At 67.5% G+C, this 23,359-nt stretch carries 21 protein-coding genes and 1 rRNA gene; 17 read left to right on the forward strand and 5 right to left on the reverse strand.

The window, feature by feature from the left end:
• The first annotated feature begins 95 nt into the window (after nt 1-95).
• The 11 genes from argC to ACXPWS_RS13310 are packed head-to-tail and all read left to right on the forward strand — an operon-like array spanning nt 96 to nt 10,038.
• Nucleotides 96-1,127, forward strand: a complete 1,032-nt coding sequence (gene argC / locus ACXPWS_RS13260; protein WP_458712859.1) for an N-acetyl-gamma-glutamyl-phosphate reductase — start codon at nt 96-98, stop codon at nt 1,125-1,127.
• Nucleotides 1,124-2,338, forward strand: coding sequence for a bifunctional glutamate N-acetyltransferase/amino-acid acetyltransferase ArgJ (gene argJ, locus ACXPWS_RS13265; protein ID WP_458712860.1), 1,215 nt, complete (start codon nt 1,124-1,126; stop codon nt 2,336-2,338). Before argC ends, argJ begins: the two co-directional genes overlap by 4 nt.
• Nucleotides 2,335-3,204 (forward strand): acetylglutamate kinase, encoded by an 870-nt coding sequence (gene argB / locus ACXPWS_RS13270; RefSeq protein WP_458712861.1) that lies wholly within the window; start codon nt 2,335-2,337, stop codon nt 3,202-3,204. The genes argJ and argB overlap by 4 nt, the downstream gene beginning before the upstream one ends.
• Complete coding sequence (locus ACXPWS_RS13275; protein WP_458712862.1) at nt 3,201-4,361, forward strand: acetylornithine transaminase; 1,161 nt, start codon at nt 3,201-3,203, stop codon at nt 4,359-4,361. Before argB ends, ACXPWS_RS13275 begins: the two co-directional genes overlap by 4 nt.
• Nucleotides 4,358-5,284 carry an ornithine carbamoyltransferase gene (argF, locus tag ACXPWS_RS13280; protein ID WP_458712863.1) on the forward strand — a complete coding sequence of 309 codons (927 nt, stop codon included), beginning with the start codon at nt 4,358-4,360 and terminating at the stop codon, nt 5,282-5,284. The genes ACXPWS_RS13275 and argF overlap by 4 nt, the downstream gene beginning before the upstream one ends.
• Entirely contained in the window at nt 5,263-5,757 is a 495-nt protein-coding gene (locus tag ACXPWS_RS13285; RefSeq protein WP_458713529.1) for an arginine repressor, read from the forward strand. Before argF ends, ACXPWS_RS13285 begins: the two co-directional genes overlap by 22 nt.
• A gap of 27 nt (nt 5,758-5,784) precedes the next feature.
• Nucleotides 5,785-6,984 (forward strand): argininosuccinate synthase, encoded by a 1,200-nt coding sequence (locus ACXPWS_RS13290; RefSeq protein ID WP_458712864.1) that lies wholly within the window; start codon nt 5,785-5,787, stop codon nt 6,982-6,984.
• Nucleotides 6,981-8,393, forward strand: a complete 1,413-nt coding sequence (gene argH, locus ACXPWS_RS13295) for an argininosuccinate lyase (RefSeq protein WP_458712865.1) — start codon at nt 6,981-6,983, stop codon at nt 8,391-8,393. Before ACXPWS_RS13290 ends, argH begins: the two co-directional genes overlap by 4 nt.
• Nucleotides 8,394-8,408: 15 nt before the next feature.
• Nucleotides 8,409-9,014 (forward strand): hypothetical protein, encoded by a 606-nt coding sequence (locus ACXPWS_RS13300; protein ID WP_458712866.1) that lies wholly within the window; start codon nt 8,409-8,411, stop codon nt 9,012-9,014.
• Entirely contained in the window at nt 9,011-9,577 is a 567-nt protein-coding gene (locus ACXPWS_RS13305) for a hypothetical protein (protein WP_458712867.1), read from the forward strand. Before ACXPWS_RS13300 ends, ACXPWS_RS13305 begins: the two co-directional genes overlap by 4 nt.
• Nucleotides 9,574-10,038, forward strand: coding sequence for a hypothetical protein (locus ACXPWS_RS13310; protein ID WP_458712868.1), 465 nt, complete (start codon nt 9,574-9,576; stop codon nt 10,036-10,038). The genes ACXPWS_RS13305 and ACXPWS_RS13310 overlap by 4 nt, the downstream gene beginning before the upstream one ends.
• Here the strand turns inward: ACXPWS_RS13310 and ACXPWS_RS13315 are convergent.
• Nucleotides 9,995-11,311, reverse strand: coding sequence for a hypothetical protein (locus ACXPWS_RS13315; RefSeq protein WP_458712869.1), 1,317 nt, complete (start codon nt 11,309-11,311; stop codon nt 9,995-9,997). The genes ACXPWS_RS13310 and ACXPWS_RS13315 overlap by 44 nt on opposite strands.
• Before the next feature lie 34 nt (nt 11,312-11,345).
• Nucleotides 11,346-13,139: an ABC-F family ATP-binding cassette domain-containing protein gene (locus ACXPWS_RS13320; protein WP_458712870.1), complete on the reverse strand. Its 1,794-nt coding sequence runs from the start codon at nt 13,137-13,139 to the stop codon at nt 11,346-11,348.
• 139 nt (nt 13,140-13,278) lie between these two features.
• Between ACXPWS_RS13320 and ACXPWS_RS13325 the strand changes: the two genes are divergently transcribed.
• The 3 genes from ACXPWS_RS13325 (at nt 13,279) to ACXPWS_RS13335 (ending at nt 16,992) form a co-directional block, all read left to right on the forward strand.
• Nucleotides 13,279-16,254 (forward strand): acyl-CoA synthetase, encoded by a 2,976-nt coding sequence (locus ACXPWS_RS13325; protein ID WP_458712871.1) that lies wholly within the window; start codon nt 13,279-13,281, stop codon nt 16,252-16,254.
• A 75-nt stretch (nt 16,255-16,329) separates the two neighbouring features.
• Nucleotides 16,330-16,767 (forward strand): hypothetical protein, encoded by a 438-nt coding sequence (locus ACXPWS_RS13330; protein WP_458712872.1) that lies wholly within the window; start codon nt 16,330-16,332, stop codon nt 16,765-16,767.
• A 9-nt stretch (nt 16,768-16,776) separates the two neighbouring features.
• On the forward strand, nt 16,777-16,992 hold the full coding sequence (locus tag ACXPWS_RS13335; protein ID WP_458712873.1) for a Trm112 family protein: 216 nt from the start codon (nt 16,777-16,779) through the stop codon (nt 16,990-16,992).
• On the opposite strand, the gene ACXPWS_RS13340 is transcribed toward ACXPWS_RS13335, so the two are convergent.
• Genes ACXPWS_RS13340 through ACXPWS_RS13350 form a run of 3 tightly spaced genes read right to left on the reverse strand, consistent with a single transcriptional unit; the run spans nt 16,964 to nt 19,105 of the window.
• Complete coding sequence (locus ACXPWS_RS13340) at nt 16,964-17,581, reverse strand: TetR/AcrR family transcriptional regulator (protein ID WP_458712874.1); 618 nt, start codon at nt 17,579-17,581, stop codon at nt 16,964-16,966. The two genes, ACXPWS_RS13335 and ACXPWS_RS13340, sit on opposite strands and share 29 nt — an antisense overlap.
• 7 nt (nt 17,582-17,588) lie before the next feature.
• Nucleotides 17,589-18,407, reverse strand: coding sequence for an ABC transporter permease (locus tag ACXPWS_RS13345; protein ID WP_458712875.1), 819 nt, complete (start codon nt 18,405-18,407; stop codon nt 17,589-17,591).
• Nucleotides 18,341-19,105: an ABC transporter ATP-binding protein gene (locus ACXPWS_RS13350; protein ID WP_458712876.1), complete on the reverse strand. Its 765-nt coding sequence runs from the start codon at nt 19,103-19,105 to the stop codon at nt 18,341-18,343. Before ACXPWS_RS13350 ends, ACXPWS_RS13345 begins: the two co-directional genes overlap by 67 nt.
• A gap of 57 nt (nt 19,106-19,162) precedes the next feature.
• Here ACXPWS_RS13350 and ACXPWS_RS13355 point away from each other — a divergent pair, with 57 nt between their 5' ends.
• From ACXPWS_RS13355 to ACXPWS_RS13365, 3 genes are all read left to right on the forward strand, one after another.
• Nucleotides 19,163-19,795: a DNA-3-methyladenine glycosylase gene (locus tag ACXPWS_RS13355; protein ID WP_458712877.1), complete on the forward strand. Its 633-nt coding sequence runs from the start codon at nt 19,163-19,165 to the stop codon at nt 19,793-19,795.
• Nucleotides 19,796-19,822: 27 nt separating this feature from the next.
• Nucleotides 19,823-21,124 carry a tyrosine--tRNA ligase gene (gene tyrS / locus ACXPWS_RS13360; protein WP_458712878.1) on the forward strand — a complete coding sequence of 434 codons (1,302 nt, stop codon included), beginning with the start codon at nt 19,823-19,825 and terminating at the stop codon, nt 21,122-21,124.
• Nucleotides 21,125-21,506: 382 nt separating this feature from the next.
• Nucleotides 21,507-23,026 (forward strand): 16S ribosomal RNA (locus ACXPWS_RS13365).
• Nucleotides 23,027-23,359 lie beyond the last annotated feature (333 nt).

A 23,359-nucleotide genomic window follows, 5' to 3' on the forward strand; every position in this document is an offset into this window, starting at 1 on the left:
AGAAAGTGCGAGTGGATTTCGGCATTTCGTCGATCTCGGCGCACCGCGGCTTAATGGGTTTGCAATCAACTGCATAACAATGCAAGAATTGCCTCATGACTTCGGTAGCCGTCGCCGGTGCCAGCGGGTACGCCGGCGGCGAGATTCTGCGCCTGTTGCTCGGCCACCCCGCCTACGCCGACGGCCGCCTGACCATCGGCGCCCTGACGGCGGCGGCCAGTGCCGGCACCACCCTGGCCGAGCACCACCCGCACCTGCTGCCGCTGGCCGGCCGGGTGCTGGAGCCCACCGACGCCGAACTGCTGGCCGGTCACGATGTGGTGTTCCTCGGACTGCCGCACGGGCATTCGGCGGCCCTGGCCGAGCAACTCGGCGACACCGTGATCATCGACTGCGGCGCGGACTTCCGGCTCACCGACGCGGCGGACTGGGAGAAGTTCTACGGTTCGGCGCACGCCGGCAGCTGGCCGTACGGCCTGCCGGAACTCCCTGGCAACCGGGACGCGCTCAAAGGCGCCACCCGGATCGCCGTACCCGGTTGCTACCCGACGGCCGCGCTGCTGGCGCTGCTGCCCGCCGTCGCCGCAGACCTGGTGGAACCGCATGTCACCGTCGTCGCCGTCAGTGGCGCCTCCGGGGCAGGCAAGTCCGCCAAGGTCGACCTGCTCGGTTCCGAGGTGATCGGGTCGGCACGGGCCTACAACATCGCCGGCGTGCACCGGCACACCCCGGAAATCGCCCAGGGGCTGCGCAGCGTCACCGACAAGGTGGTCACCGTGTCGTTCACCCCGGTGCTCATCCCGACCGCTCGCGGCATCCTGGCGACCTGCACCGCACGCACCGACGCGAGCCTCGCCGAAATCCGTGCCGCCTACGAAAAAGCTTATGATGCCGAGCCTTTCATCCACCTGCTGCCCGAGGGGCAACTGCCCAGGACGGGTTCGGTGATCGGCAGCAACGCCGCCCAACTGGCCGTTGCGGTGGACGAAGACGCCAAGACCCTGGTGGCCGTCTGCGCGATCGACAACCTGACCAAAGGCACCGGAGGTGCCGCCGTGCAATCGATGAATCTGGCCCTCGGCTGGCCCGAAACAGAAGGACTGTCCATCGTGGGAGTGGCACCGTGACATCACAGGCGGCGACCGGCAATCTCGTGCGCACCCAGGGCGTCACCGCGCCCGCGGGTTTCCGGGCCACCGGAATCTCGGCCGGTATCAAGGCATCCGGCAACCTCGACCTCGCGCTGGTGTTCAACGAGGGCCCGGACCACGCCGCTGCCGGGGTGTTCACCCGCAACCAGATCAAGGCCGCCCCGGTGCAGTGGTCACAGCAGGTGCTGACCACCGGCCGGCTGCGCGCGGTCATCCTGAACTCCGGCGGCGCCAACGCCTGCACCGGCGCACCGGGTTTCCAGGACACCCACGCCACCGCGGAGGCGGTCGCCGCGGCGCTGAGCGACTGGGGCACCGAGACCGGCGCGATCGAGGTGGCGGTCTGCTCCACCGGTCTGATCGGCGACCGGCTGCCGATGGACAAGGTGCTGGCCGGCGTCACCGAGATCGTGCACGAGCTGGCCGGTGGCCTCACCGGTGGTGAGGAGGCGGCGCGGGCCATCATGACCACCGACACCGTGCCCAAACAGGTGGCCCTGCACCACCCCGGTGACTGGACCGTCGGCGGGATGGCCAAGGGCGCGGGCATGCTCGCGCCATCGCTGGCCACCATGCTGGTGGTGATCACCACCGACGCCGTCGCCGACTCCGCGGCGCTGAACACCGCGCTGAAACGGGCCGCCGCAAAGACTTTCGACCGGCTCGACGTCGACGGCAGCTGCTCGACCAACGACACGGTGTTGCTGCTGGCGTCGGGCGCCAGTGAGATCACGCCCAGCCAGGCCGACCTGGACGATGCGGTCTTCGCGGTGTGCGACGACCTGTGCGCCCAACTGCAGGCCGATGCGGAGGGCGTCACCAAGCGGGTGACCATCACGGTCGTCGGTGCCGCCAGCGAGCACGACGCCCTCACCGCCGCCCGCGTGGTGGCCCGCGACAGCCTGGTCAAGACCGCGTTGTTCGGCTCGGACCCGAACTGGGGCCGGGTGCTGGCCGCGGTGGGGATCGCCCCGGTAACCCTGGATCCGCAGCGGATCAGCGTGTCCTTCAACGGTTTCCCGGTCTGTGTCGACGGCGCCGGTGCGCCCGGCGCGCGGGAGGTCGACCTGTCCGGCGGAGACATCGAGGTCGTCATCGACCTGGCATCGGGCAACGACACCGCCTCGATCAGGACCACAGACCTGTCGCACGGCTACGTCGAAGAGAACTCGGCCTACTCGTCGTGACATCGACCCCGATCAAGGCCGCGGTGCTGGCCGCCGCGCTGCCGTGGCTCACTCAGCTCAACGGCAAGATCGTCGTCGTGAAATACGGCGGCAACGCCATGACCGACGACACCCTCAAGGCCGCCTTCGCCGCCGACATGGTGTTCCTGCGCAACTGCGGCGTGCATCCCGTCGTGGTGCACGGCGGCGGCCCGCAGATCAGCGCCATGCTGAAGAAGCTGGGCATCGACGGCGAGTTCAAGGGCGGGTTCCGGGTCACCACACCGGAAGTGCTCGACGTGGCCCGGATGGTGCTGTTCGGCCAGGTGGGCCGCGAACTGGTCGGACTGATCAACAGTCACGGCCCGTACGCCGTCGGAATCACCGGCGAGGACGCCCACCTGTTCACCGCGGTGCGGCGCACCGTGCTGGTCGACGGCGTGCCGACCGATATCGGTCTGGTCGGCGACGTCGACCACGTCAACACCGGTGCCGTGCTGGATCTCATTGCCGCCGGCCGTATCCCGGTGGTGTCCACCATCGCTCCCGACGTCGACGGGGTGGTGCACAACATCAACGCCGACACCGCGGCCGCCGCGCTCGCCGAAGCTCTCGGCGCGGAGAAGCTGCTCATGCTCACCGATGTCGAGGGGCTTTACACCGATTGGCCCGACCGCACCTCGCTGGTCAGCGAGATCGACACCGCCGCACTGACGCAGCTGCTGCCGCAGCTGGAGTCGGGCATGGTGCCCAAGATCGAGGCCTGCCTGCGGGCGGTCACCAACGGGGTGCCCAGCGCGCACGTCATCGACGGCCGCGTCGAACATTGCGTGCTGGTCGAACTGTTCACCGACGAAGGAACCGGAACCAAGGTGGTCAACGCATGAGCCTCCAAACCCGCTGGGAAGCGGTGATGATGAACAACTACGGCACCCCACCGCTGGCGCTGGTCAGTGGCGACGGTGCGGTGGTCACCGATGCCGACGGCAAGTCCTACCTGGACCTGCTCGGCGGGATCGCGGTGAACCTGCTCGGCCACCGTCACCACGCCGTCATCGACGCCGTCACCGCGCAGCTCAACACGTTGGGCCACACCTCGAATCTGTATGCCACCGAGCCGGGAATCGCGCTGGCCGAGAAACTCGTCGACCACCTCGGCCATCCCGCGCGGGTGTTCTTCTGCAACTCCGGCACCGAGGCCAACGAGGTCGCGTTCAAGATCACCCGGCTCACCGGGCGGACGAACATCGTTGCCGCCGAGGGCGCGTTCCACGGCCGCACGATGGGTTCGCTCGCGCTGACCGGCCAGCCGGCCAAGCAGGCGCCGTTCGAACCCCTGCCGGGCAACGTCAGCCACGTGCCCTACGGCGATGTGGATGCCCTCGAGCGGGCGGTCGACGAGCACACCGCCGCGGTGTTCCTGGAGCCGATCATGGGGGAGGGCGGTGTCGTGGTGCCGCCGGCCGGCTACCTGGCCAAGGCCCGCGAGATCACCGCGAAACACGGTGCGCTGCTGGTGCTCGACGAGGTGCAGACGGGGGTGGGACGCACCGGCGCCTTCTACGCCCATCAGCACGACGGCATCACCCCGGACATCGTGACACTGGCCAAGGGGCTGGGTGGCGGACTGCCGATCGGCGCCTGCCTGGCCCTCGGTGCGACCGGTGACCTGCTCACACCCGGCCTGCACGGCAGCACTTTCGGCGGTAACCCGGTGTGCACCGCGGCCGCCCTCGGTGTGCTCAGGGCGCTCGTCGACGGGGACCTGATCGCCCGGGCCGGGGTGCTCGGCAAGACCATCAGCCACGGCATCGAGGAACTGGGCCACCCGCTGGTCGCGCATGTCCGCGGCAAGGGGCTGCTACAGGGCATCGTGCTGACCCGACCGGCCGCCAAGGCCGTCGAGACCAACGCTCGCGACGCCGGTTTCCTGGTGAACGCCGCCGCGCCCGATGTGGTCCGGCTGGCGCCGCCGCTGATCCTCACCGACGCGCAGATCGATCACTTCCTCACGTCCCTGCCCGCGATACTGGATGCCTCATGACACTGCGACATTTCCTGCGCGACGACGACCTGAGCCCCGCCGAGCAGGCCGAGGTGCTGGCGCTGGCGGCCGAGTTGAAGAAGGCGCCGTTCAGCCGGCGCCCGCTGGAAGGCCCGCGCGGGGTCGCCGTCATCTTCGAGAAGAACTCCACCCGCACCCGGTTCTCGTTCGAGATGGGCATCGCCCAGTTGGGCGGGCACGCCGTCGTCGTCGACGGACGCAGCACCCAGTTGGGCCGCGAGGAGACGCTGGAGGACACCGGGGTGGTGCTGTCGCGTTATGTCGACGCCATCGTGTGGCGCACCTTCGCCCAGGAACGCCTGACCGCCATGGCCAGTGGTGCCTCCGTCCCGATCGTCAACGCGCTCTCCGATGAGTTCCATCCGTGCCAGGTGCTGGCCGACCTGCAGACGCTGGCCGAACGCAAGGGCTCGCTGCACGGTCTGACGATGACCTACTTCGGTGACGGCGCCAACAACATGGCGCACTCGCTGATGCTGGGCGGGGTGACCGCGGGCATCAACGTGACCATCGCCGCGCCCGCCGGATTCGAACCGCACCCGCAGTTCGTCGACGCCGCCAAGCGCCGTGCCGCCGAGACCGGAGCGACGGTGTCCATCAGCAGCGACCCGAAGGCCGCCGCCGAGGGCGTCGACGTGCTGGTCACCGACACCTGGACGTCGATGGGCCAGGAGAACGACGGCCTGGACCGAGTGCGCCCGTTCCGGCCGTTCCAGGTGAACGCCGGCCTGCTGTCCATCGCAGACCCGGAAGCCGTTGTGCTGCACTGCCTTCCGGCGCACCGCGGGCACGAGATCACCGACGAGGTGATCGACGGGCCTCAGAGCGCGGTGTTCGACGAGGCCGAGAATCGGCTGCACGCCCAGAAGGCGCTCCTGGTCTGGTTGCTGGAGAACTCGTGAGTTCACCCACCCGGGTCGGGCGCCAGGCCCGCATCGTCACCCTGCTTTCCGCGCACGCGGTGAGCAGTCAGAGCGAGCTGGCCGCGATGCTCGCCGAGGAGGGCATCGACGTCACGCAGGCCACCCTGTCGCGGGACCTGGAGGAACTCGGTGCGGTGAAGCTGCGCGGTGCCGACGGCGGGGTCGGGGTCTATGTGGTGCCCGAGGACGGCAGCCCCGTGCGCGGCGTGTCCGGCGGCACCGAGCGGGTGACCAAGCTGCTCGGCGAGCTCCTGGTGTCCACCGACGCCAGCGCGAACCTCGCGGTGCTGCGCACGCCGCCAGGTGCGGCGCACTACCTGGCCAGTGCCATCGACCGGGCGTCGTTGCCCCAGGTTGTCGGCACCGTGGCCGGTGATGACACCATCTTCGTGATAGCCCGCGAGCCGATGACCGGTGCCGAGCTCGCGGCGATGTTCGAAAACTTGAAGTGAAGCAGTTCTAGAAAAGGGAGATTTTGCATGTCCGAACGCGTCATCCTGGCGTACTCCGGCGGTCTGGACACCTCGGTCGCGATCAGCTGGATCGGCAAGGAAACCGGGCGTGAAGTTGTCGCGGTGGCCATCGATCTGGGCCAGGGCGGCGAGGACATGGAGGTCGTTCGGCAGCGGGCACTGGACTGCGGCGCCGTCGAGGCCGTGGTCGTCGACGCGCGCGACGAGTTCGCCGACGAATACTGCCTGCCCACCATCCAGTCCAATGCGCTCTACATGGACCGGTACCCACTGGTGTCGGCCATCAGCCGGCCGCTGATCGTCAAGCACCTGGTGGCCGCGGCCCGCGAACACAAGGGCGGCACCGTCGCGCACGGCTGCACCGGTAAGGGCAACGACCAGGTCCGCTTCGAGGTCGGGTTCGCCTCGCTGGCGCCCGACCTGCAGGTGCTGGCCCCGGTGCGGGACTACGCATGGACCCGGGAGAAGGCCATTGCGTTCGCCGAGGAGAACGCCATCCCGATCAACGTCACCAAGCGCTCGCCGTTCTCGATCGATCAGAACGTCTGGGGCCGCGCGGTGGAAACCGGTTTCCTGGAGCATCTTTGGAACGCCCCCACCAAGGACGTCTACGACTACACCGAAGACCCCACCACCAACTGGAGCACCCCCGACGAGGTCATCGTCGGCTTCGACAAGGGTGTGCCGGTGTCCATCGACGGCCGGACGGTCACCGTGCTGCAGGCCATCGAGGAGCTCAACCGGCGTGCCGGAGCGCAGGGTGTGGGCCGGCTCGACGTGGTCGAGGACCGCCTCGTCGGGATCAAGAGCCGGGAGATCTACGAGGCGCCCGGTGCCATGGTGCTGATCACCGCGCACACCGAACTGGAGCACGTCACCCTGGAGCGCGAACTGGGCCGCTACAAGCGCGGCACCGACCAGAAGTGGGGCGAGCTGGTCTATGACGGCCTGTGGTACTCGCCGCTCAAGCGCGCGCTGGAGTCCTTCGTCGCACACACCCAGGAGCATGTGACCGGTGAGGTCCGGCTGGTGCTGCACGGCGGCCACATCGCGGTCAACGGGCGGCGCAGCCCGACCTCGCTCTACGACTTCAATCTGGCCACCTACGACGAGGGCGACAGCTTCGACCAGTCCTCGGCCAAGGGTTTCGTGCACGTGCACGGGCTGTCGTCCAAGATCTCGGCCAAGCGCGACCTCGGGTTGTGAGCGCCACCAACGAAGGCTCGCTGTGGGGTGGCCGGTTCGCCGACGGCCCCTCCGATGCCCTTGCCGCGCTGAGCAAGTCGACACATTTCGACTGGGTGCTGGCGCCCTATGACGTCACCGCCTCCAAGGCGCATGCCCGGGTGCTGCACCGCGCCGGGTTGCTGACCGATGACCAGCGCGACGGCCTGCTCGCCGGGCTGGACAGCCTGGGGCAAGACGTGGCCGACGGCAGCTTCGGCCCGCTGCCGACCGATGAGGACGTGCACGGCGCTCTGGAACGCGGCCTGATCGACCGGGTGGGCCCTGAGCTGGGTGGCCGGCTGCGCGCCGGGCGGTCCCGCAATGACCAGGTGGCCACCCTGTTCCGGATGTGGCTGCGCGACGCCATCAAGGCCGTCGGGGCCGGCGTGCTGGACGTGGTGGTGGCGCTGAGCACCCAGGCCGCCAGCCACCCGACGGCGATCATGCCGGGCAAGACGCACCTGCAATCAGCGCAGCCGGTGTTGCTGGCCCACCACCTGCTGGCCCATGCCCACCCGCTGCTGCGCGACGGCGAGCGGCTCGTAGACCTGGACAAGCGCACGGCGGTGTCGCCATACGGATCGGGCGCGCTGGCCGGCTCCTCGCTGGGTCTGGATCCCGATGCGATCGCCGACGAACTGGGCTTCCATCGCGCCGCCGAGAACTCGATCGATGCCACTGCCGCAAGGGATTTCGCCGCCGAGGCGGCATTCGTGTTCGCGATGATCGCGGTGGACCTGTCCCGGCTGGCCGAGGACATCATCCTGTGGAGCACCACCGAATTCGGCTACGTCAAGCTGCACGACGCCTGGTCGACGGGCAGCTCGATCATGCCGCAGAAGAAGAACCCCGACATCGCCGAACTCGCCCGCGGCAAGTCCGGCCGGCTGATCGGGAACCTGGCCGGCCTGCTGGCCACCCTGAAGGCCCAACCGCTGGCCTACAACCGGGATCTGCAGGAGGACAAGGAACCCGTCTTCGATTCGGTGGCCCAGCTGCAAATGCTCCTGCCCGCGATGGCCGGGCTGGTCGGCACCCTGACCTTCGACACCGACCGGATGGCGCAATTGGCCCCGCAGGGTTACACCCTGGCCACCGACATCGCCGAATGGATGGTGCGCCAAGGAATCCCGTTCCGCGTCGCGCATGAGGCGGCCGGTGCGGCGGTCAAGGCCGCCGAGGCGCGCAACGTCGGGCTGGAGGAGCTCGCCGACGACGAACTCGCCGGCATCCATCCCGGGCTGACCGCGCAAGTGCGCGAGGTGCTGACCATCGTCGGCTCGGTCGACTCCCGTGACGCTCGCGGCGGTACCGCCCCGGTTCAGGTGGCCCGGCAGCTCGGGGTGGTACGCGACACCCTCGATGCCCTTCGGATCCGGCTGCGCTAGGTACTATCGGCAGCCATGGAGCCCGGGGGGAGCGCCGCGACCGTCACGTCGCGTGTCCGGCAGTGGCTTTCGGGCTGGGGATTCAAACAATGGCGACGGGCGGGGCTGGTGGCGCTGCTGGCGGCCACCGCGGCGTTCGGTGGACTGGACACCGTCAACGACAAGGTCACCGACCTCAAACCCGGTGAGCAGTTCAACACCGGCGAGTTCGAGATGACGGTGCACCGCGCCAGGCTGGTGAACGAGGTGCGGGCCGGCACGAAAGTGCTCTACGCGCCCAAACCCGGCACCCGCTACCTCGGACTGGTGGTCACGGCGCACAACATCGGCACGCTGCCCGGCGTGCTGGACAAACCGGTACAACTGGTCAGCCTGCCGGGCGCCACCATGCTGCCCGCGGTGCGCGTGGCCGACGGAACGCAGGCCGGCCGGCTGGGTCCCGGCCTGACCGACCAGGTGGCGCTGCTCTGGCAGGTGCCGGAGTCCGCGCTGTCGGTCGGCGCTGAGTTGCCCGTCCGGCTCTGGAAGGAAGTACGCAGGTTGAACGTGACCGCCGGTCAGGGCTGGGTGCTCACCGACGATTACGGCCAGCTGACCGTGCCGGTCGGAGGCCCGGCGTGAGGCGGGCGCTGCACGCGCTGGCCACCGCGGTGGTGATCGCGGCCGCGGCGTGGATGTGGCACGATCTGCCGACGCCCGACGAGGTGTACGCCCCGTTCGATGTGCACGCCGGGATGGGCCAACAGGCGATCGGCCGGCCGATCGCGGCGCAGGTCACCGGAGTCCGCATCGGCCCGCGGATCCGCAAGCAGCAGTACCCGCCGACGCTGCTCGACGCGGTCGGCACCTGGGTCGCCGTCGACGGCGAGGCGATGAGCACCCTGGCCGACGCGGTACCGACCGTCGAACTGATCATCGGGCCGAACACCTACGTGCCCACGCACCGGCTCGGGTTCATGCCGATGGTCGGCGCCCTGGCCCCCGGCATCGCCGTGCGCGGCCCGTGGATATTCGACGTGCCGGCCGACCTGGTGGCGCCGGGGCGCCCGAACATGACCTTGCGGGTGTGGATCGGCGACTGGCGCCAGGACTCGCGGCTGGTCTTCGACATCCCGCTGGACGGTCCGCGCGTGCAGCGCAGCGATCTCATCCAATTCGGGCCGGCCACGCAGGTCGGCACATGATCGGTCGGCTCTGGCAGCGCAATCTCGTGGGCACGGCCGTCGCGGCCGCGGCACTGGTGGTGATCACCGCCCACACGCTGCAACCGGCGTGGGAGAACTACGCGAGCACGGTACGGCCCGCGCACGTCGCGGCCCCGCATCAATCGATCGAGGTGGACGGTCTGACCTGGTCGGTCCGCACCGTCAGCCGGTCGACGACGCAGCTCGGGTCCGGGGCGCCGGTTCCCAAGGGCACGGTCCGGGTGAACGTCGTCGTCGAACGGTCCGGATCGGCCGCCGACGGGTTCAGCTGTACCGCCTTCCTCGTCGACGGCGACCGCTCCTGGCGCAGCAACATGGGGCCGCCGTGCGGAGCCGCGACATCGATGGCGTGGAGCTTCCTCGTGCCGGCGAGCGCTGAACCGCAAGCCGTCGACATCAGGAAATCTGACTATTCGATTCTGCTTCGACTGCGGCTGTAGCCGGCGCGGATGTCATCGCGGCACCGCGATCCAGACACCAGCCGAGCACGGTGGCGATGAGGCAGATCCGCAACGGCTCGATGATCGTGTGCGAAATGAGGGACATCAGGTCCCAGGTGCCGTACCAGAAGGAGATGTCGTGCGGGCCGAGCAGCCAGGCCATCCCGCGCAACAGATAGCCCGAACCCAGCTGCGCCCGGAAGAAGCTGCCCGACATGTCCAGCCAGGCCAACCCCAGGTAGGCCAGCACGTACAACGCCACGGCGAAGAGCCCGCCGGCCGCGATGACATGCGCCGAGTCGGTGATCGGTTTGAACTTGCCGAGCTGTCCGGTGAACTGGTCGTGGACCTCGCTGCGCACCTTGCCGGGCACACGTTTCCAGCTGGTGCTCACCCGGGTCCGGGTGGATTCGGACCGATCGATCCACCGGCTGACCCGGTCGCCCCCGACCACACGGACGGCGGCGTGCCAGTCCGGCTTCGTCGTTGCGCCGTAGACGATGCATGCCACCGCGAGCCAGATCAGTGGGACGGCCGCCCCGCCGAAAGCCGTCTTCAGCGCCCACATCGCAGCACTCCACAGCGATTCCAGCGGCGCGAAATGCGAGAAGGCGCTTTCCCGGGTGTGGTCGAACCACACGATGATCCGTCGCTCGGACAGCCATGCCGACGGGTTGATCAGGAACGTCACCCCGCGGCTGGCCGAGAACGTCAGCACCAGGAACACCCACAACGCGTCCAGATAGACCCGCACGGGAAGCAACCAGGCCGGCATCCGGTCCTTGAACCGGCCGAACACGAAGCGGGCCACCAGGGCGGCGCCGATCAGCACGACCGTCACCGTCCCGACCGGCAGCGCGTCCGGATGCCACTCGGTCGGTTCCGGCGACCTCATCGCCACGGCGGCCCGGTAGTCCACGGCCTGATACTCGAAGGACAGCCAGTCCTCCCGGAACATCTGCCAGGCCAGGTAGATCGCGAAGAACGGCACGATGACGGTGGCGAACACGTCGATCTGACGCAGCGAGCGGGGCGGCAGCGCCGCCAGCGCCGGGATGCCCTGGCGTATGACGAAGAACATCGCCACGTAGGACCCCAGCCGGGCCATGCCGGCCAGCGGCATGATCAGCGACGCCCACAGATCGTTGTCGTAGCCGGCCCATGCGGCCCATTCGACGGCGGCGGTGCGGCCCAGGTAGCCGAGCAGATAACAGGCGGCCAACTGCGGAAAGTAACGCACGCACAGCGTCACCGGCATCAGCAGATAGCGCACGCGATCATGGTAGAGGCATCGGGCCGCGATCCCGTCAGCCGAGGCTCTCCGACAGCTCCAGCCATTTCTCCTCCAGCTCGGTGACCTCGGCTTCGAGCTCGCGCAATGCGCCGGTAAGCCGTTGCAGCCCTTCGAAATCGCCCTGATCGTGCTCGGCGAGTCGCTGGTGGGCGGTACCGATCTGACCGTCCAGCTTCTGCAATCGGCGTTCGATCGCGGCAACTTCCTTCTGCGTGGCACGCAGATCGGCACCGGACAGACCTGGCCCGGCCGCGCCCGCCGGCTTGAATTGCAGGGCGCCGGTCTGGGCGGCATGCGAGGCGCGCAGCCGCAGGTACTCGTCGACGCCGCCGGGCAGGTGACGCAACCTGCCGCCGAGGATCCCGTACTGCTGGTCGGTGACCCGTTCCAGGAAGTACCGGTCGTGGCTCACCACGATCAGCGTGCCCGGCCAGGAGTCCAGCAGGTCCTCCATGGCGGCCAGCATGTCGGTGTCCAGGTCGTTGGTGGGCTCGTCGAGGATCAGCACGTTGGGCTGCTCGAGCAGGATCAGCAGCAACTGCAGCCGCCGCTGCTGGCCACCGGAGAGGTCCTTGATCGGGGTGGACAGCTGCGCGCTGGCGAAGCCGAGTCGTTCCAGCAGCTGGCTGGGCGTGAGCTCCTGCGCCTTTGAGCCCGTTCCGAAGGTGTAGGTGCTGGCCAGCTGGGTCAGCACCATTCGTACCGGCTCATCCAGATGCTCGGCCAGCTTGTCCACGCCCTGGGTCAGCGTCGCCACCTTCACCGTCTTACCGCGCCTCACCCGGCCCTCGGTGGGTTCCACGGAACCGTCGATCAGCCCGAGCAGGGTGGACTTGCCTGCGCCGTTGACGCCCAGGATGCCGGTGCGCTCGCCCGGCGCGATGAGCCATTCGACGCCGTGCAGGATCTCCCGGTCGTCGTAACTCACCGACGCGTCGAGCAGATCCACCACCTGCTTGCCCAACCGGGTCACTGCCAGCGACTGGAGCGCCACCTTGTCGCGGATCTCCGGGACGTCGGCGATCAGGGCGTTGGCGGCGTCGATCCGGAACTTCGGCTTCGAGGTGCGCGCCGGCGCGCCGCGGCGCAGCCAGGCCAACTCCTTGCGGGCCAGGTTCTGGCGCCGCTCCTCGATGGTGGCGGCTTGGCGGTCCCGCTCGACCCGCTGCAGGATGTAGGCCGCGTAGCCGCCGTCGAACGGCTCCACGATCCGGTCGTGCACCTCCCACGTCACCGTGCACACTTCGTCGAGGAACCAGCGGTCGTGGGTGACCACCAGAAGTCCGCCCGCGGTCGGGCTCCAGCGCCGTTTCAGATGCTCGGCCAGCCAGGTGATGCCCTCCACGTCGAGATGGTTGGTCGGCTCGTCGAGTGCCAGCACGTCGTCGTCCCCGGCCAGCAGTCTGGCCAGGGCCACGCGCCGGCGCTGCCCGCCGGACAGCGTGTCCAGCCGGGCATGCCAGTCCAGATCACCGAGCAGGCCGCTGATGACGTCGCGCCCGCGCGGATCACCGGCCCACTCGTGTTCGGGCACATCCCCGACCACCGCGTGCCCGACGGTGTCGGCCGGATCGAGGGTGTCGCCCTGGTCGAGGACGCCGATGCGCACCCCGCCGCGGACCGTGACGCGGCCGCCGTCGGGCGTCACCCGGCCGGCCAGCATGGCCAGCAGGCTGGATTTGCCGTCGCCGTTGCGGCCGACGATGCCGATCCGGTCGCCCTCGTTCACCCCGAGGGAGACGGAGTCGAAGACGACCTTGGTCGGGTACTTGAGGTGGAGGGCTTCTGCCCCGAGAAGATGCGCCATGTCCCCTCAAGGTTAGGCGGACCCCCGGAGGTCCATTCACCGAGCATATTGGCGATGGCCGGCAGGTACTGCTATGCCATGATGTCGAGGCGATCGGGGGATCGAACTCAGGGCATCTCAAGGCGTAGGGGAGCGGGCGTTGGTCGATTTCTCGTTGATCACCGGGCCGGTCGGCCGATTTCTGGCCACCGCGCAGAACGGGATCGAGGTGCTTCGCTACGGCGGGCTGGAGACCGGCGCGGTGCCATCGCCCTTCCAGATCATCGAGAGCGTCCCGATGTACAAGCTGCGTCGCTACTTCCCGCCGGACAGCCGGCCGGGTGCGGCGACGCCGGGGGCCCCGGTGCTGATGGTGCACCCGATGATGATGTCGGCCGATATGTGGGACGTGACCCGCGCCGACGGCGCGGCGGGCATCTTGCATTCCAGCGGCCTGGACCCGTGGGTCATCGATTTCGGCTCGCCCGACAAGATCGAGGGCGGGATGCAGCGCAACCTGGCCGACCACGTGGTCGCGCTCAGCGAGGCGATCGACACCGTCAAAGAGGTGACCGGCCGGGACGTGCATCTGGCCGGCTACTCCCAGGGCGGCATGTTCTGCTACCAGACCGCCGCGTACCGGCGCGCCAAGGATCTGGCCAGCATCGTCACCTTCGGTTCACCGGTGGACACGCTGGCCGCGCTGCCGATGGGTATTCCGCCCAATATGGGCGCGGTCGCCGCGAATTTCATGGCCGACCACGTGTTCTCCCGTATCGATATCCCGGGGTGGTTGGCGCGCACCGGTTTCCAGATGCTCGATCCGCTGAAGACGGCACAGGCCCGGCTGGACTTCCTGCGTCAGTTGCACGACCGGGAGGCCCTGCTGCCCCGCGAACAACAGCGCCGGTTCCTGGACTCCGAGGGCTGGATCGCATGGTCGGGACCGGCGATCTCGGAGTTGCTCAAGCAGTTCATCGCCCACAACCGGATGATGTCGGGCGGTTTCTCGGTGCGCGGCGATCTGGTCACCCTCGCCGATATCGACTGCCCGATCCTGGCGGTCGTCGGTGAGGTCGACGATATCGGCCAGCCCGCCTCGGTGCGTGGCATCAAGAGCGCGGCCCCGAAGGCCGATGTGTACGAATATCTGATCAGGACAGGGCATTTCGGCCTGGTCGTGGGATCGAAGGCGGCCACCCAGACCTGGCCGACGGTGGCGGCATGGGTCAAGTGGCGCGCCGGCGACGGGGCACTGCCCGAGGATGTGGTGCCGATGGCCCACCGGTCGGCGACCTCGGTCGTCGAGAGCGGCGTGCCGTTCGCCTCCCGGGTGGCCGCGGGCACCGCTGCGGCCACCGAGGTCGCGTTCGGCCTGGCCCGGACCGCCGCGGATGCCGTTGTGGCAGCACAGAAGTCGGCGCGCACTCTGGCGGTCGAGACGGCACGCACACTGCCCCGGCTGGCACGACTGGGTCAGATCAACGATCACACCCGGATCTCGCTGGGCCGGATCATGTCCGAACAAGCCGAGAACAATCCCAACGGCGAGTTCCTGTTGTTCGACGGCCGTGTGCACACCTACGAGGCGGTGGACCGGCGCGTCAACAATGTGGTGCGCGGTCTCATCGGGGTCGGCATCCGGCAGGGTGTGCGGGTCGGCGTGCTGATGGAGACCCGCCCGAGCGCGCTGGTGGCCATCGCCGCGCTGTCCCGGCTCGGCGCCGTCGCGGTGCTGATGCCCCCCGACGCCGACCTGGACGAGGCGGTGCGGTTGGGCGGGATAGCCGATGTGCTCGCCGATCCGGGAAATCTGGAGGTGGCCCGCGGGTTGGGTATCCGGGTGCTGGTGCTCGGCGGCGGTGAGTCGCGCGATCTGAACCTGCCCAGCGATACCGGGGCCGCCGATGTCACCGACATGGAGAAGATCGATCCCGACCAGGTCGAGCTGCCGGGCTGGTACCGGCCCAACCCCGGTTATGCCCGCGACCTGGCCTATGTGGCGTTCGCCGGTTCGGGCGACGAGTTGGTGGCCCGCCAGATCACCAACTTCCGGTGGGCGCTGTCGGCGTTCGGCACGGCCTCGGCGGCCAACCTGGGTACCCGCGACACGGTGTACTGCCTGACACCGCTGCACCACCAGTCCGGCCTGCTGGTCAGCCTCGGCGGCGCGGTGGTGGGCGGTGCCCGCATCGCACTGTCGCGCGGGTTGACGCCGGATCGCTTCCTGCACGAGATCCGGCAGTACGGCGTCACGGTGGTGTCCTACACCTGGGCCATGCTGGGCGAGGTCATCGACGATCCGTCGTTCGCCCTGTCGGGTAATCATCCGGTGCGGTTGTTCATCGGTTCGGGTATGCCGACGGGACTCTGGCGGCGGGTGGTCGAGGTGTTCGAACCGGCGCACGTGGTGGAGTTCTTCGCCACCACCGACGGGCAGGCGGTGCTGGCCAACGTGTCCGGCGTCAAATTCGGCAGCAAGGGCAGGCCGCTGCCCGGTGGCGGCCGGATTCAGCTGGCCGCCTACGACGTCGACGAGGACCTCATCCTGGAAGACGACGACGGTTTCGTGCGGCTGGCCCAGGCCAACGAGGTCGGCGTGCTGCTGGCGCAACCGCGTGGCCCGGTCGACCCGACGGCGTCGGTCAAACGCGGCGTGTTCACGCCGGCAGACACCTGGGTGTCGACCGAATCGCTGTTCCGCCGTGATGAGGACGGCGACTTCTGGCTGGTCGACAACCGCACCGCCGGGATACGGACCGAACGCGGGCCGGTCTTCACCGCCGCGGTCAACGACGCCGTCAGCCAGGTGGAATCCGTGGATCTGGCCGTCACCTACAGCCTGGAGGTGGGCGGCCGCACCCTCGCGGTCACGGCCGTGACGCTGCGGCCCGGTGGCAGCGTGCCCAGCGCCGAGCTCTCCGAGGCGCTGGCGGCGCTGGCCGTGGGCGCCGTCCCGGACATCGTCTACGTCGCGCCGCGGATGACCCTCAGTGCGTCCTACCGTCCGCTGGTCGGCCCGCTGCGCGCAGCCGGAGTGCCGAAGTCCTCGCGTAACGCCTGGTATTTCGATGCCGATACGAGTCAATACAAGCGTCTGACGGCGGCGGTTCGTGCCGAGCTCGGGGATCTGTGAGCCCGTGCCCGGCGCGCGCGTCGCTGTTAGGCTCCCCGTGATGGCACACCATCGCCGAACCGCACTGGAGGATTGATGGCACCGGAGTTCATGCGCGCGAGCGGTTGGCGGCGCGCGACCGCAGGCGTCGCCGTGGCGGCCGGCCTGATGGCCACGTTCGGATCCGGCGTCGCCAGCGCCGATGCGCTCGACGACATCGCCGCGGAATACGACACCGGCGCCGGCGGCGGGCAGATCTCCAACCTCATCCACGACGCGCTCAAACTACGCGCGCTGGGTTTCCTGCCGTCCCGCGGCAACTACGCGGACCTGCAGGAAGGCCTGGACAAGCGGCCGAACCAGACACCGCTGATCAGCGCCTTGAAGGCCACGGTCGACTTCCAGCGCAAGACCCAGGCGCGGACCGTGCAGCCGTCCAACCCGACCACCATCGGCATCAACACCTACAACCCGGCCAATGACAGCGTGCTGGGCGGCTTCAGCATCAGCGGCCCGCCGCTGGGCGGCGGATAATCCGCGCTCGTGGTCGATTCCAAACTGCTGAGCATCCTGGTCTGTCCCGAGGACCGGGGCCCGTTGCTCTATGTCGCCGGTGAATGTCTGTACAACCCGCGGCTGCGGCGCGCGTACCGGATCGTCGAGGACATCCCGGTGCTGCTGATCGATGAGGCCGTCGCGGTGTCCGAGGACGCCGAGCACGACCGCCTGGTCAGCTCAGGCTCGGCAACTCCCCGGTGAGGTAGCGCTGCAGGTTCGGCGCGATCGTCTTGGCGATCGACTCCGGCGGCAGCGACGCGAAGGGTTCCAGCTCCAGGATGTAGCGGGCGACCACGACGCCCACCAATTGAGATGCCACGAACTGCACCCGGATGGGACCGGAACCCGGTGGGTCGTCCACCCTTGACCCGACTTCGACGCTGATCACTTCCTGCAGGAACGAGCGCACCAGGCTGACATCGGCGCCGCCGAGTAGCGAGCGCAGCGTGGCGATGAAGCCCTTGCCGATCTCCGAATCCCACAGCGGGAGCAGCAGAGACGGCAGCACCAGCCCGATCTCGTCCACCGGCGTGTCCCGAAGGGGGCCGATCACCTGCATCGGGTCGATCGGGATCTCGATGGCCGCGGCGAACAGTTGTTGTTTTGTGCCGTAGTAGTGGTGCACCAGGGCGCCGTCGACACCGGCGGCGGTCGCGATCGCGCGGATAGAGGTCTTGTCGAAGCCGTTGCGGGAGAACAGATTACGGGCGCTCTGCAGAATTCGCTGGCGGGTGTCCGACGCCCCGGCCGGTCGCCCGGGGCGTTTGCGCTCGGTGGCGTCTGTGCTCACGTTGTCCTCACGGTGTGCGGCGTCGCAATGTGGCCGCGGCCAGGCCGAGCGCGACGATCGCGAATCCGATCACCACCGCGATATCGCGGGCGGCGACTGCCGTGAGCTCGCTGTGCGCGCCGACCTGTTGCAGCGCTTCCAGAGCGTAGCTGGCCGGCAGTGCATTGCTGATCCACTGCAGCCATTCGGGCAGTACCTCGCGCGGAACGATGATGCCGCACAGCAGCAGCTGAGGTGCGATCACCACCGGCATGAACTGCACGGCCTGGAATTCGGTGCGGGCGAACGCACTGCACAGCAGGCCCAGTCCGACCCCGAGCACCGCGTTGACAATGGCGATCACGAATACCAGCACCGGGCTGCCCGCGGTGTCGAACCCCAGCAGCCAGAAGGCGACGACGCAGGCCAGGGTGGCTTGGATGGCCGCGGCGACGGAGAACGCCGTGCCGTAGGCCGCCAGCAGGTCGAACCGGCGCAGCGGGGTGGTGAGAATCCGCTCGAGCGTGCCCGACACCCGTTCACGCTGCATGGTGATCGAGGTGATCAGGAACATCACGATCAGCGGGAACACACCGAGCATGATCAGGCAGGCATTGTTGAAGGGCGACGGCGTGCCGGGGTGGTGTGGCACGTTGTCGAACATGAAGTACATCAACGTGATGATCAGGGTCGGGACCAGCACGATCATCGCCACGCTGCGGTGATCGCCGGCCAACTGCCGCAGGATCCGGCTGGTGGTGGCCAGGTAGGCCTGCGGGCTCAACTTGTTGCGGCCGCGGTGCTGTGCCGGATGACGGACAGGAACGCTTCCTCCAGTGACGAACATCCTGTGTCCTCTCGAAGTGCGGTGGGGGTGGTGTGGGCGAGCAGGCGGCCTTCGCGCATGAGCAGTAGGTCGCCGCAGTGGTCGGCCTCGTCCATGACGTGGCTGGAGACCAGCAGGGTGGTTCCGGCGCGGGCCAGCTGGTGGAACTGTTCCCACAGGTCCACCCGCAGCACCGGGTCCAGTCCGACGGTGGGCTCGTCCAGGACCAGCAGGTCCGGGTGTGACACCAGCGCGCAGGCCAAGGACGCTCGGGTGCGCTGACCGCCGGACAGGTTGTCGCACAACGCCGTTCGGTGGTCGGTGAGCCCGACGGCGGCGATGGCGTCCTCGGCGGCTTGGGCGTCGGAACCGTAGAGGGCGGCGAAATACCTGGCGTTGTCGATGACGCGCAGATCGCGGTAGATGGTGGGGTCCTGGGTGACGTAGCCGACGCGTCTGCGCAGTTCGACGGAGCCGGCCGGGTGGCCGAGCACCGTCACGGTGCCCGATTCGACGATCTGGGTGCCGACGACGGCCCGCATCAGGGTGGTCTTTCCGCAGCCGGAGGGCCCCAGTAGTCCGGTGATGGTGCCGCGGGCGATCTGCACCGACAGGTTCTGGACCGCCTGCCGCTTACCGCGGACGACCTGCAGGTTTTCGATGGAGATCGCCGGCTCGGCGCCACGCCGCAGTAATTCATCATTCGATGAAGTCATCATATGATGAATAGTGCGCGCGGTGTGAGCGACTGTCAAGGGCCGGGCACAATCGGGGGCATGGGACGAGCGGAGCGACGGGGGAGGCTGGATGCGTTGGCGGTCGACCCGGTCGCCGCGGCGCGGTTGCTGCTGGGGGCCGAAATCGAGAGCCGCGCAGTGGTGGCGACCATCGTCGAGGTGGAGGCATACGGCGGTCCACCCGACGGACCATGGCCCGACCCGTCGGCACATTCCTACCGCGGTCCGCGACCCCGTAACGCCGTGATGTTCGGCCCGGCGGGGCGGCTGTACACCTACCGCAGTCACGGAATCCATGTGTGCGCCAACGTCGTCTGTGCCACCGAGGGTGTGGCGGCGGCGGTGTTGTTGCGCGCGGCGGTCATCACCGGCGGTCAGGACATCGCGCGCGGCCGCCGCGGTGTCGCGGTGTCGGCCCCAGCCCTGGCACGGGGTCCGGGCAATCTGTGCGCGGCCCTGGGAATTCTGATGGAGGACAACGGAATCGACCTGTTCGATGACCGGAGCCCGGTCAGGCTGAGGTTGCATCCGGTCGATGGCGCAGTCGAAGGACCGCGCGTCGGGGTGAGCACCGCCGCGGATCGGCCATGGCGATTCTGGCTGCCCGGTCATCCCGAGGTGTCGGCGTACCGGCGCAGTCCACGGGCTTCGGCGCCGGGCGGTAGCGACTGAGCACTGCCGTACGGAAAGATCGATCCCGTGACTACGGGCATCCTCGAAGAGCTGGAATGGCGCGGGCTGATCGCGCAGTCGACCGATCTGGAAGCGCTGGCAGGTGCGGCGGCCGACGGCCCACTGACCGTTTACGCGGGATTCGATCCCACCGCATCCAGCCTGCATGCCGGACATCTGGTGCCGCTGCTGACCCTGCGCCGCTTCCAGCAGGCCGGCCACCGGCCGATCGTGCTGGCCGGGGGAGCCACGGGCATGATCGGCGATCCCCGCGACACCGCCGAACGGGCCATGCACTCGACCGACACCGTGGCCGAATGGTCCGAGCGCATCCGGGGCCAGCTGGAGCGATTCGTCGAGTTCGACCAATCGGCTACCGGGGCGATCGTGGAGAACAACCTGTCCTGGACCGGAGCGCTGTCGGCCATCGACTTCCTGCGGGACATCGGTAAGCACTTCTCGGTCAACGTGATGCTCGACCGCGACACCATCAAGCGCCGGCTCGAGGGGGAGGGCATCTCCTACACCGAGTTCAGCTACATGTTGTTGCAGGCCAACGACTACGTCGAGCTGCATCAGCGGCACGGCTGCACATTGCAGATCGGTGGCTCCGACCAGTGGGGCAACATCATCGCCGGGGTGCGTCTGGTCCGCCAGAAACTCGGCGCCACCGCACACGCACTGACGGTGCCGCTGGTGACATCGGCCGACGGAACCAAGTTCGGTAAGTCCACCGGCGGCGGCAATCTGTGGCTGGATCCCGACCTGACCTCGCCGTATGCGTGGTACCAGTACTTCGTCAACGCCGCGGACGCCGATGTGGTGCGTTACCTGCGCTGGTTCACCTTCCTGGATGCCGAGGAACTCGGGGCGCTGCAGACCGCGACGGAGGAACGGCCGCACGAGCGCGCCGCGCAGCGCCGGCTGGCCCGTGAACTCACCACCCTGGTGCACGGACAACAGGCCACCGACGCGGTCGAGTTGGCCAGCCAAGCCCTGTTCGGCCGAGCGGAACTGGCTGACCTGGACGAATCGACGCTCGGCGCCGCGCTGACGGAGGCCAGTAACGGCCAGGTCGCGGAGCTGGCGCCGGGTGATCCGGACGCGATCACCGATCTGTTGGTGGCCGCCGGCTTGTCGAAGAGCCGCGGTGAGGCCAAGCGTGCGATCGCCGAAGGCGGCGTCTACGTCAACAACGTGCGTGTCGAAAGCGGCGAATGGATACCACAACCGACGGACTTTCTGCGCGACCGTTGGTTGGTGTTGCGGCGTGGCAAGCGCCACATCGCGGGAGTGCGCCGCGGCACCCACGCTGACCAGCGAAAATAGCGGTCTGACCTGGCGATTTGACTCGCTGTTAGCCCTCACGTAACTTATTCCAAGTCAGAGCGACACGGCCTCGGCCGGGAAGCGAAGACCAAATCCGAGAGAGACACCCACTAAGGTGGGGGTTCCTCAACGCCCGCACTACGGACCGCGGCTTTTAGCCGCGGGTTTGTTGCGCGGTCGAAATCGGGCGTGTTGTTTGAGAACTCAATAGTGTGTTTGGTGGTTTTTGTTTGTTGTTTTTATGCCATCTTGGTGGGGGACTTCCCGTCTTCCTGCTACTTGGGGTGGTTGTTTTTTTGATGCCAGTTTTTGGTGTCTTTGGTTTGGATATCAGGTTTTTCTGATTCGAATTCCACCTGGTGCTTTGGTGCTGGGTTGTTTTTGTTTGGAGAGTTTGATTCTGGCTCAGGACGAACGCTGGCGGCGTGCTTAACACATGCAAGTCGAACGGAAAGGCCCTTCGGGGTGCTCGAGTGGCGAACGGGTGAGTAACACGTGGGTGATCTGCCCTGCACTTTGGGATAAGCCTGGGAAACTGGGTCTAATACCGAATATGATCACGGGCTTCATGGTCTGTGGTGGAAAGCTTTTGCGGTGTGGGATGGGCCCGCGGCCTATCAGCTTGTTGGTGGGGTAATGGCCTACCAAGGCGACGACGGGTAGCCGGCCTGAGAGGGTGACCGGCCACACTGGGACTGAGATACGGCCCAGACTCCTACGGGAGGCAGCAGTGGGGAATATTGCACAATGGGCGCAAGCCTGATGCAGCGACGCCGCGTGAGGGATGACGGCCTTCGGGTTGTAAACCTCTTTCAATAGGGACGAAGCGCAAGTGACGGTACCTATAGAAGAAGGACCGGCCAACTACGTGCCAGCAGCCGCGGTAATACGTAGGGTCCGAGCGTTGTCCGGAATTACTGGGCGTAAAGAGCTCGTAGGTGGTTTGTCGCGTTGTTCGTGAAAACTCACAGCTTAACTGTGGGCGTGCGGGCGATACGGGCAGACTTGAGTACTGCAGGGGAGACTGGAATTCCTGGTGTAGCGGTGGAATGCGCAGATATCAGGAGGAACACCGGTGGCGAAGGCGGGTCTCTGGGCAGTAACTGACGCTGAGGAGCGAAAGCGTGGGGAGCGAACAGGATTAGATACCCTGGTAGTCCACGCCGTAAACGGTGGGTACTAGGTGTGGGTTTCCTTCCTTGGGATCCGTGCCGTAGCTAACGCATTAAGTACCCCGCCTGGGGAGTACGGCCGCAAGGCTAAAACTCAAAGAAATTGACGGGGGCCCGCACAAGCGGCGGAGCATGTGGATTAATTCGATGCAACGCGAAGAACCTTACCTGGGTTTGACATGCACAGGACGTGCCTAGAGATAGGTATTCCCTTGTGGTCTGTGTGCAGGTGGTGCATGGCTGTCGTCAGCTCGTGTCGTGAGATGTTGGGTTAAGTCCCGCAACGAGCGCAACCCTCGTCCTATGTTGCCAGCGGGTTATGCCGGGGACTCGTAGGAGACTGCCGGGGTCAACTCGGAGGAAGGTGGGGATGACGTCAAGTCATCATGCCCCTTATGTCCAGGGCTTCACACATGCTACAATGGCCGGTACAAAGGGCTGCGATGCCGTGAGGTGGAGCGAATCCTTTTAAAGCCGGTCTCAGTTCGGATCGGGGTCTGCAACTCGACCCCGTGAAGTCGGAGTCGCTAGTAATCGCAGATCAGCAACGCTGCGGTGAATACGTTCCCGGGCCTTGTACACACCGCCCGTCACGTCATGAAAGTCGGTAACACCCGAAGCCGGTGGCCTAACCCCTTGTGGGAGGGAGCCGTCGAAGGTGGGATCGGCGATTGGGACGAAGTCGTAACAAGGTAGCCGTACCGGAAGGTGCGGCTGGATCACCTCCTTTCTAAGGAGCACCACGAGACCTGGCCGGCCCCGTAGATTGCGGGATCAGCTGATGTCAGGCGATTCGTTGGATGGCCTCGCGCCTGTAGTGGGCGGGGGTCTGGTGCACAACAAACATTTTGGGTTTCCCGCGTTTGTGGGTGCCTGGCTGCCAGACACACTATTGGGCTTTGAGACAACAGGCCCCGCGGCGTCCTCGCCTTGTGAGGAAGGGATGTCGGCTCTTGACCGTTGGGTTGGGGGTGCTTGTTGTTGCCCCGCTTTGGTGGTGGGGTGTGCTCTTTGATTTGTGGATAGTGGTTGCGAGCATCTTGCACACAGGATTGTGTGGCTG

It is taken from the genome of Mycobacterium sp. BMJ-28 (assembly GCF_054404835.1).

Bases quoted from the DNA above. Each gene is read 5' to 3' on its own strand.
- argC (WP_458712859.1), top strand. From the start codon at position 96: ATGACTTCGGTAGCCGTCGCCGGTGCCAGCGGGTACGCCGGCGGCGAG.
- ACXPWS_RS13275 (WP_458712862.1), top strand. From the start codon at position 3,201: ATGAGCCTCCAAACCCGCTGGGAAGCGGTGATGATGAACAACTACGGC.
- argF (WP_458712863.1), top strand. From the start codon at position 4,358: ATGACACTGCGACATTTCCTGCGCGACGACGACCTGAGCCCCGCCGAG.
- ACXPWS_RS13290 (WP_458712864.1), top strand. From the start codon at position 5,785: ATGTCCGAACGCGTCATCCTGGCGTACTCCGGCGGTCTGGACACCTCG.
- ACXPWS_RS13300 (WP_458712866.1), top strand. From the start codon at position 8,409: ATGGAGCCCGGGGGGAGCGCCGCGACCGTCACGTCGCGTGTCCGGCAG.
- ACXPWS_RS13310 (WP_458712868.1), top strand. From the start codon at position 9,574: ATGATCGGTCGGCTCTGGCAGCGCAATCTCGTGGGCACGGCCGTCGCG.
- ACXPWS_RS13320 (WP_458712870.1), bottom strand. From the start codon at position 13,139: ATGGCGCATCTTCTCGGGGCAGAAGCCCTCCACCTCAAGTACCCGACC.
- ACXPWS_RS13330 (WP_458712872.1), top strand. From the start codon at position 16,330: ATGGCACCGGAGTTCATGCGCGCGAGCGGTTGGCGGCGCGCGACCGCA.
- ACXPWS_RS13345 (WP_458712875.1), bottom strand. From the start codon at position 18,407: ATGTTCGTCACTGGAGGAAGCGTTCCTGTCCGTCATCCGGCACAGCAC.
- ACXPWS_RS13350 (WP_458712876.1), bottom strand. From the start codon at position 19,105: ATGATGACTTCATCGAATGATGAATTACTGCGGCGTGGCGCCGAGCCG.
- ACXPWS_RS13355 (WP_458712877.1), top strand. From the start codon at position 19,163: ATGGGACGAGCGGAGCGACGGGGGAGGCTGGATGCGTTGGCGGTCGAC.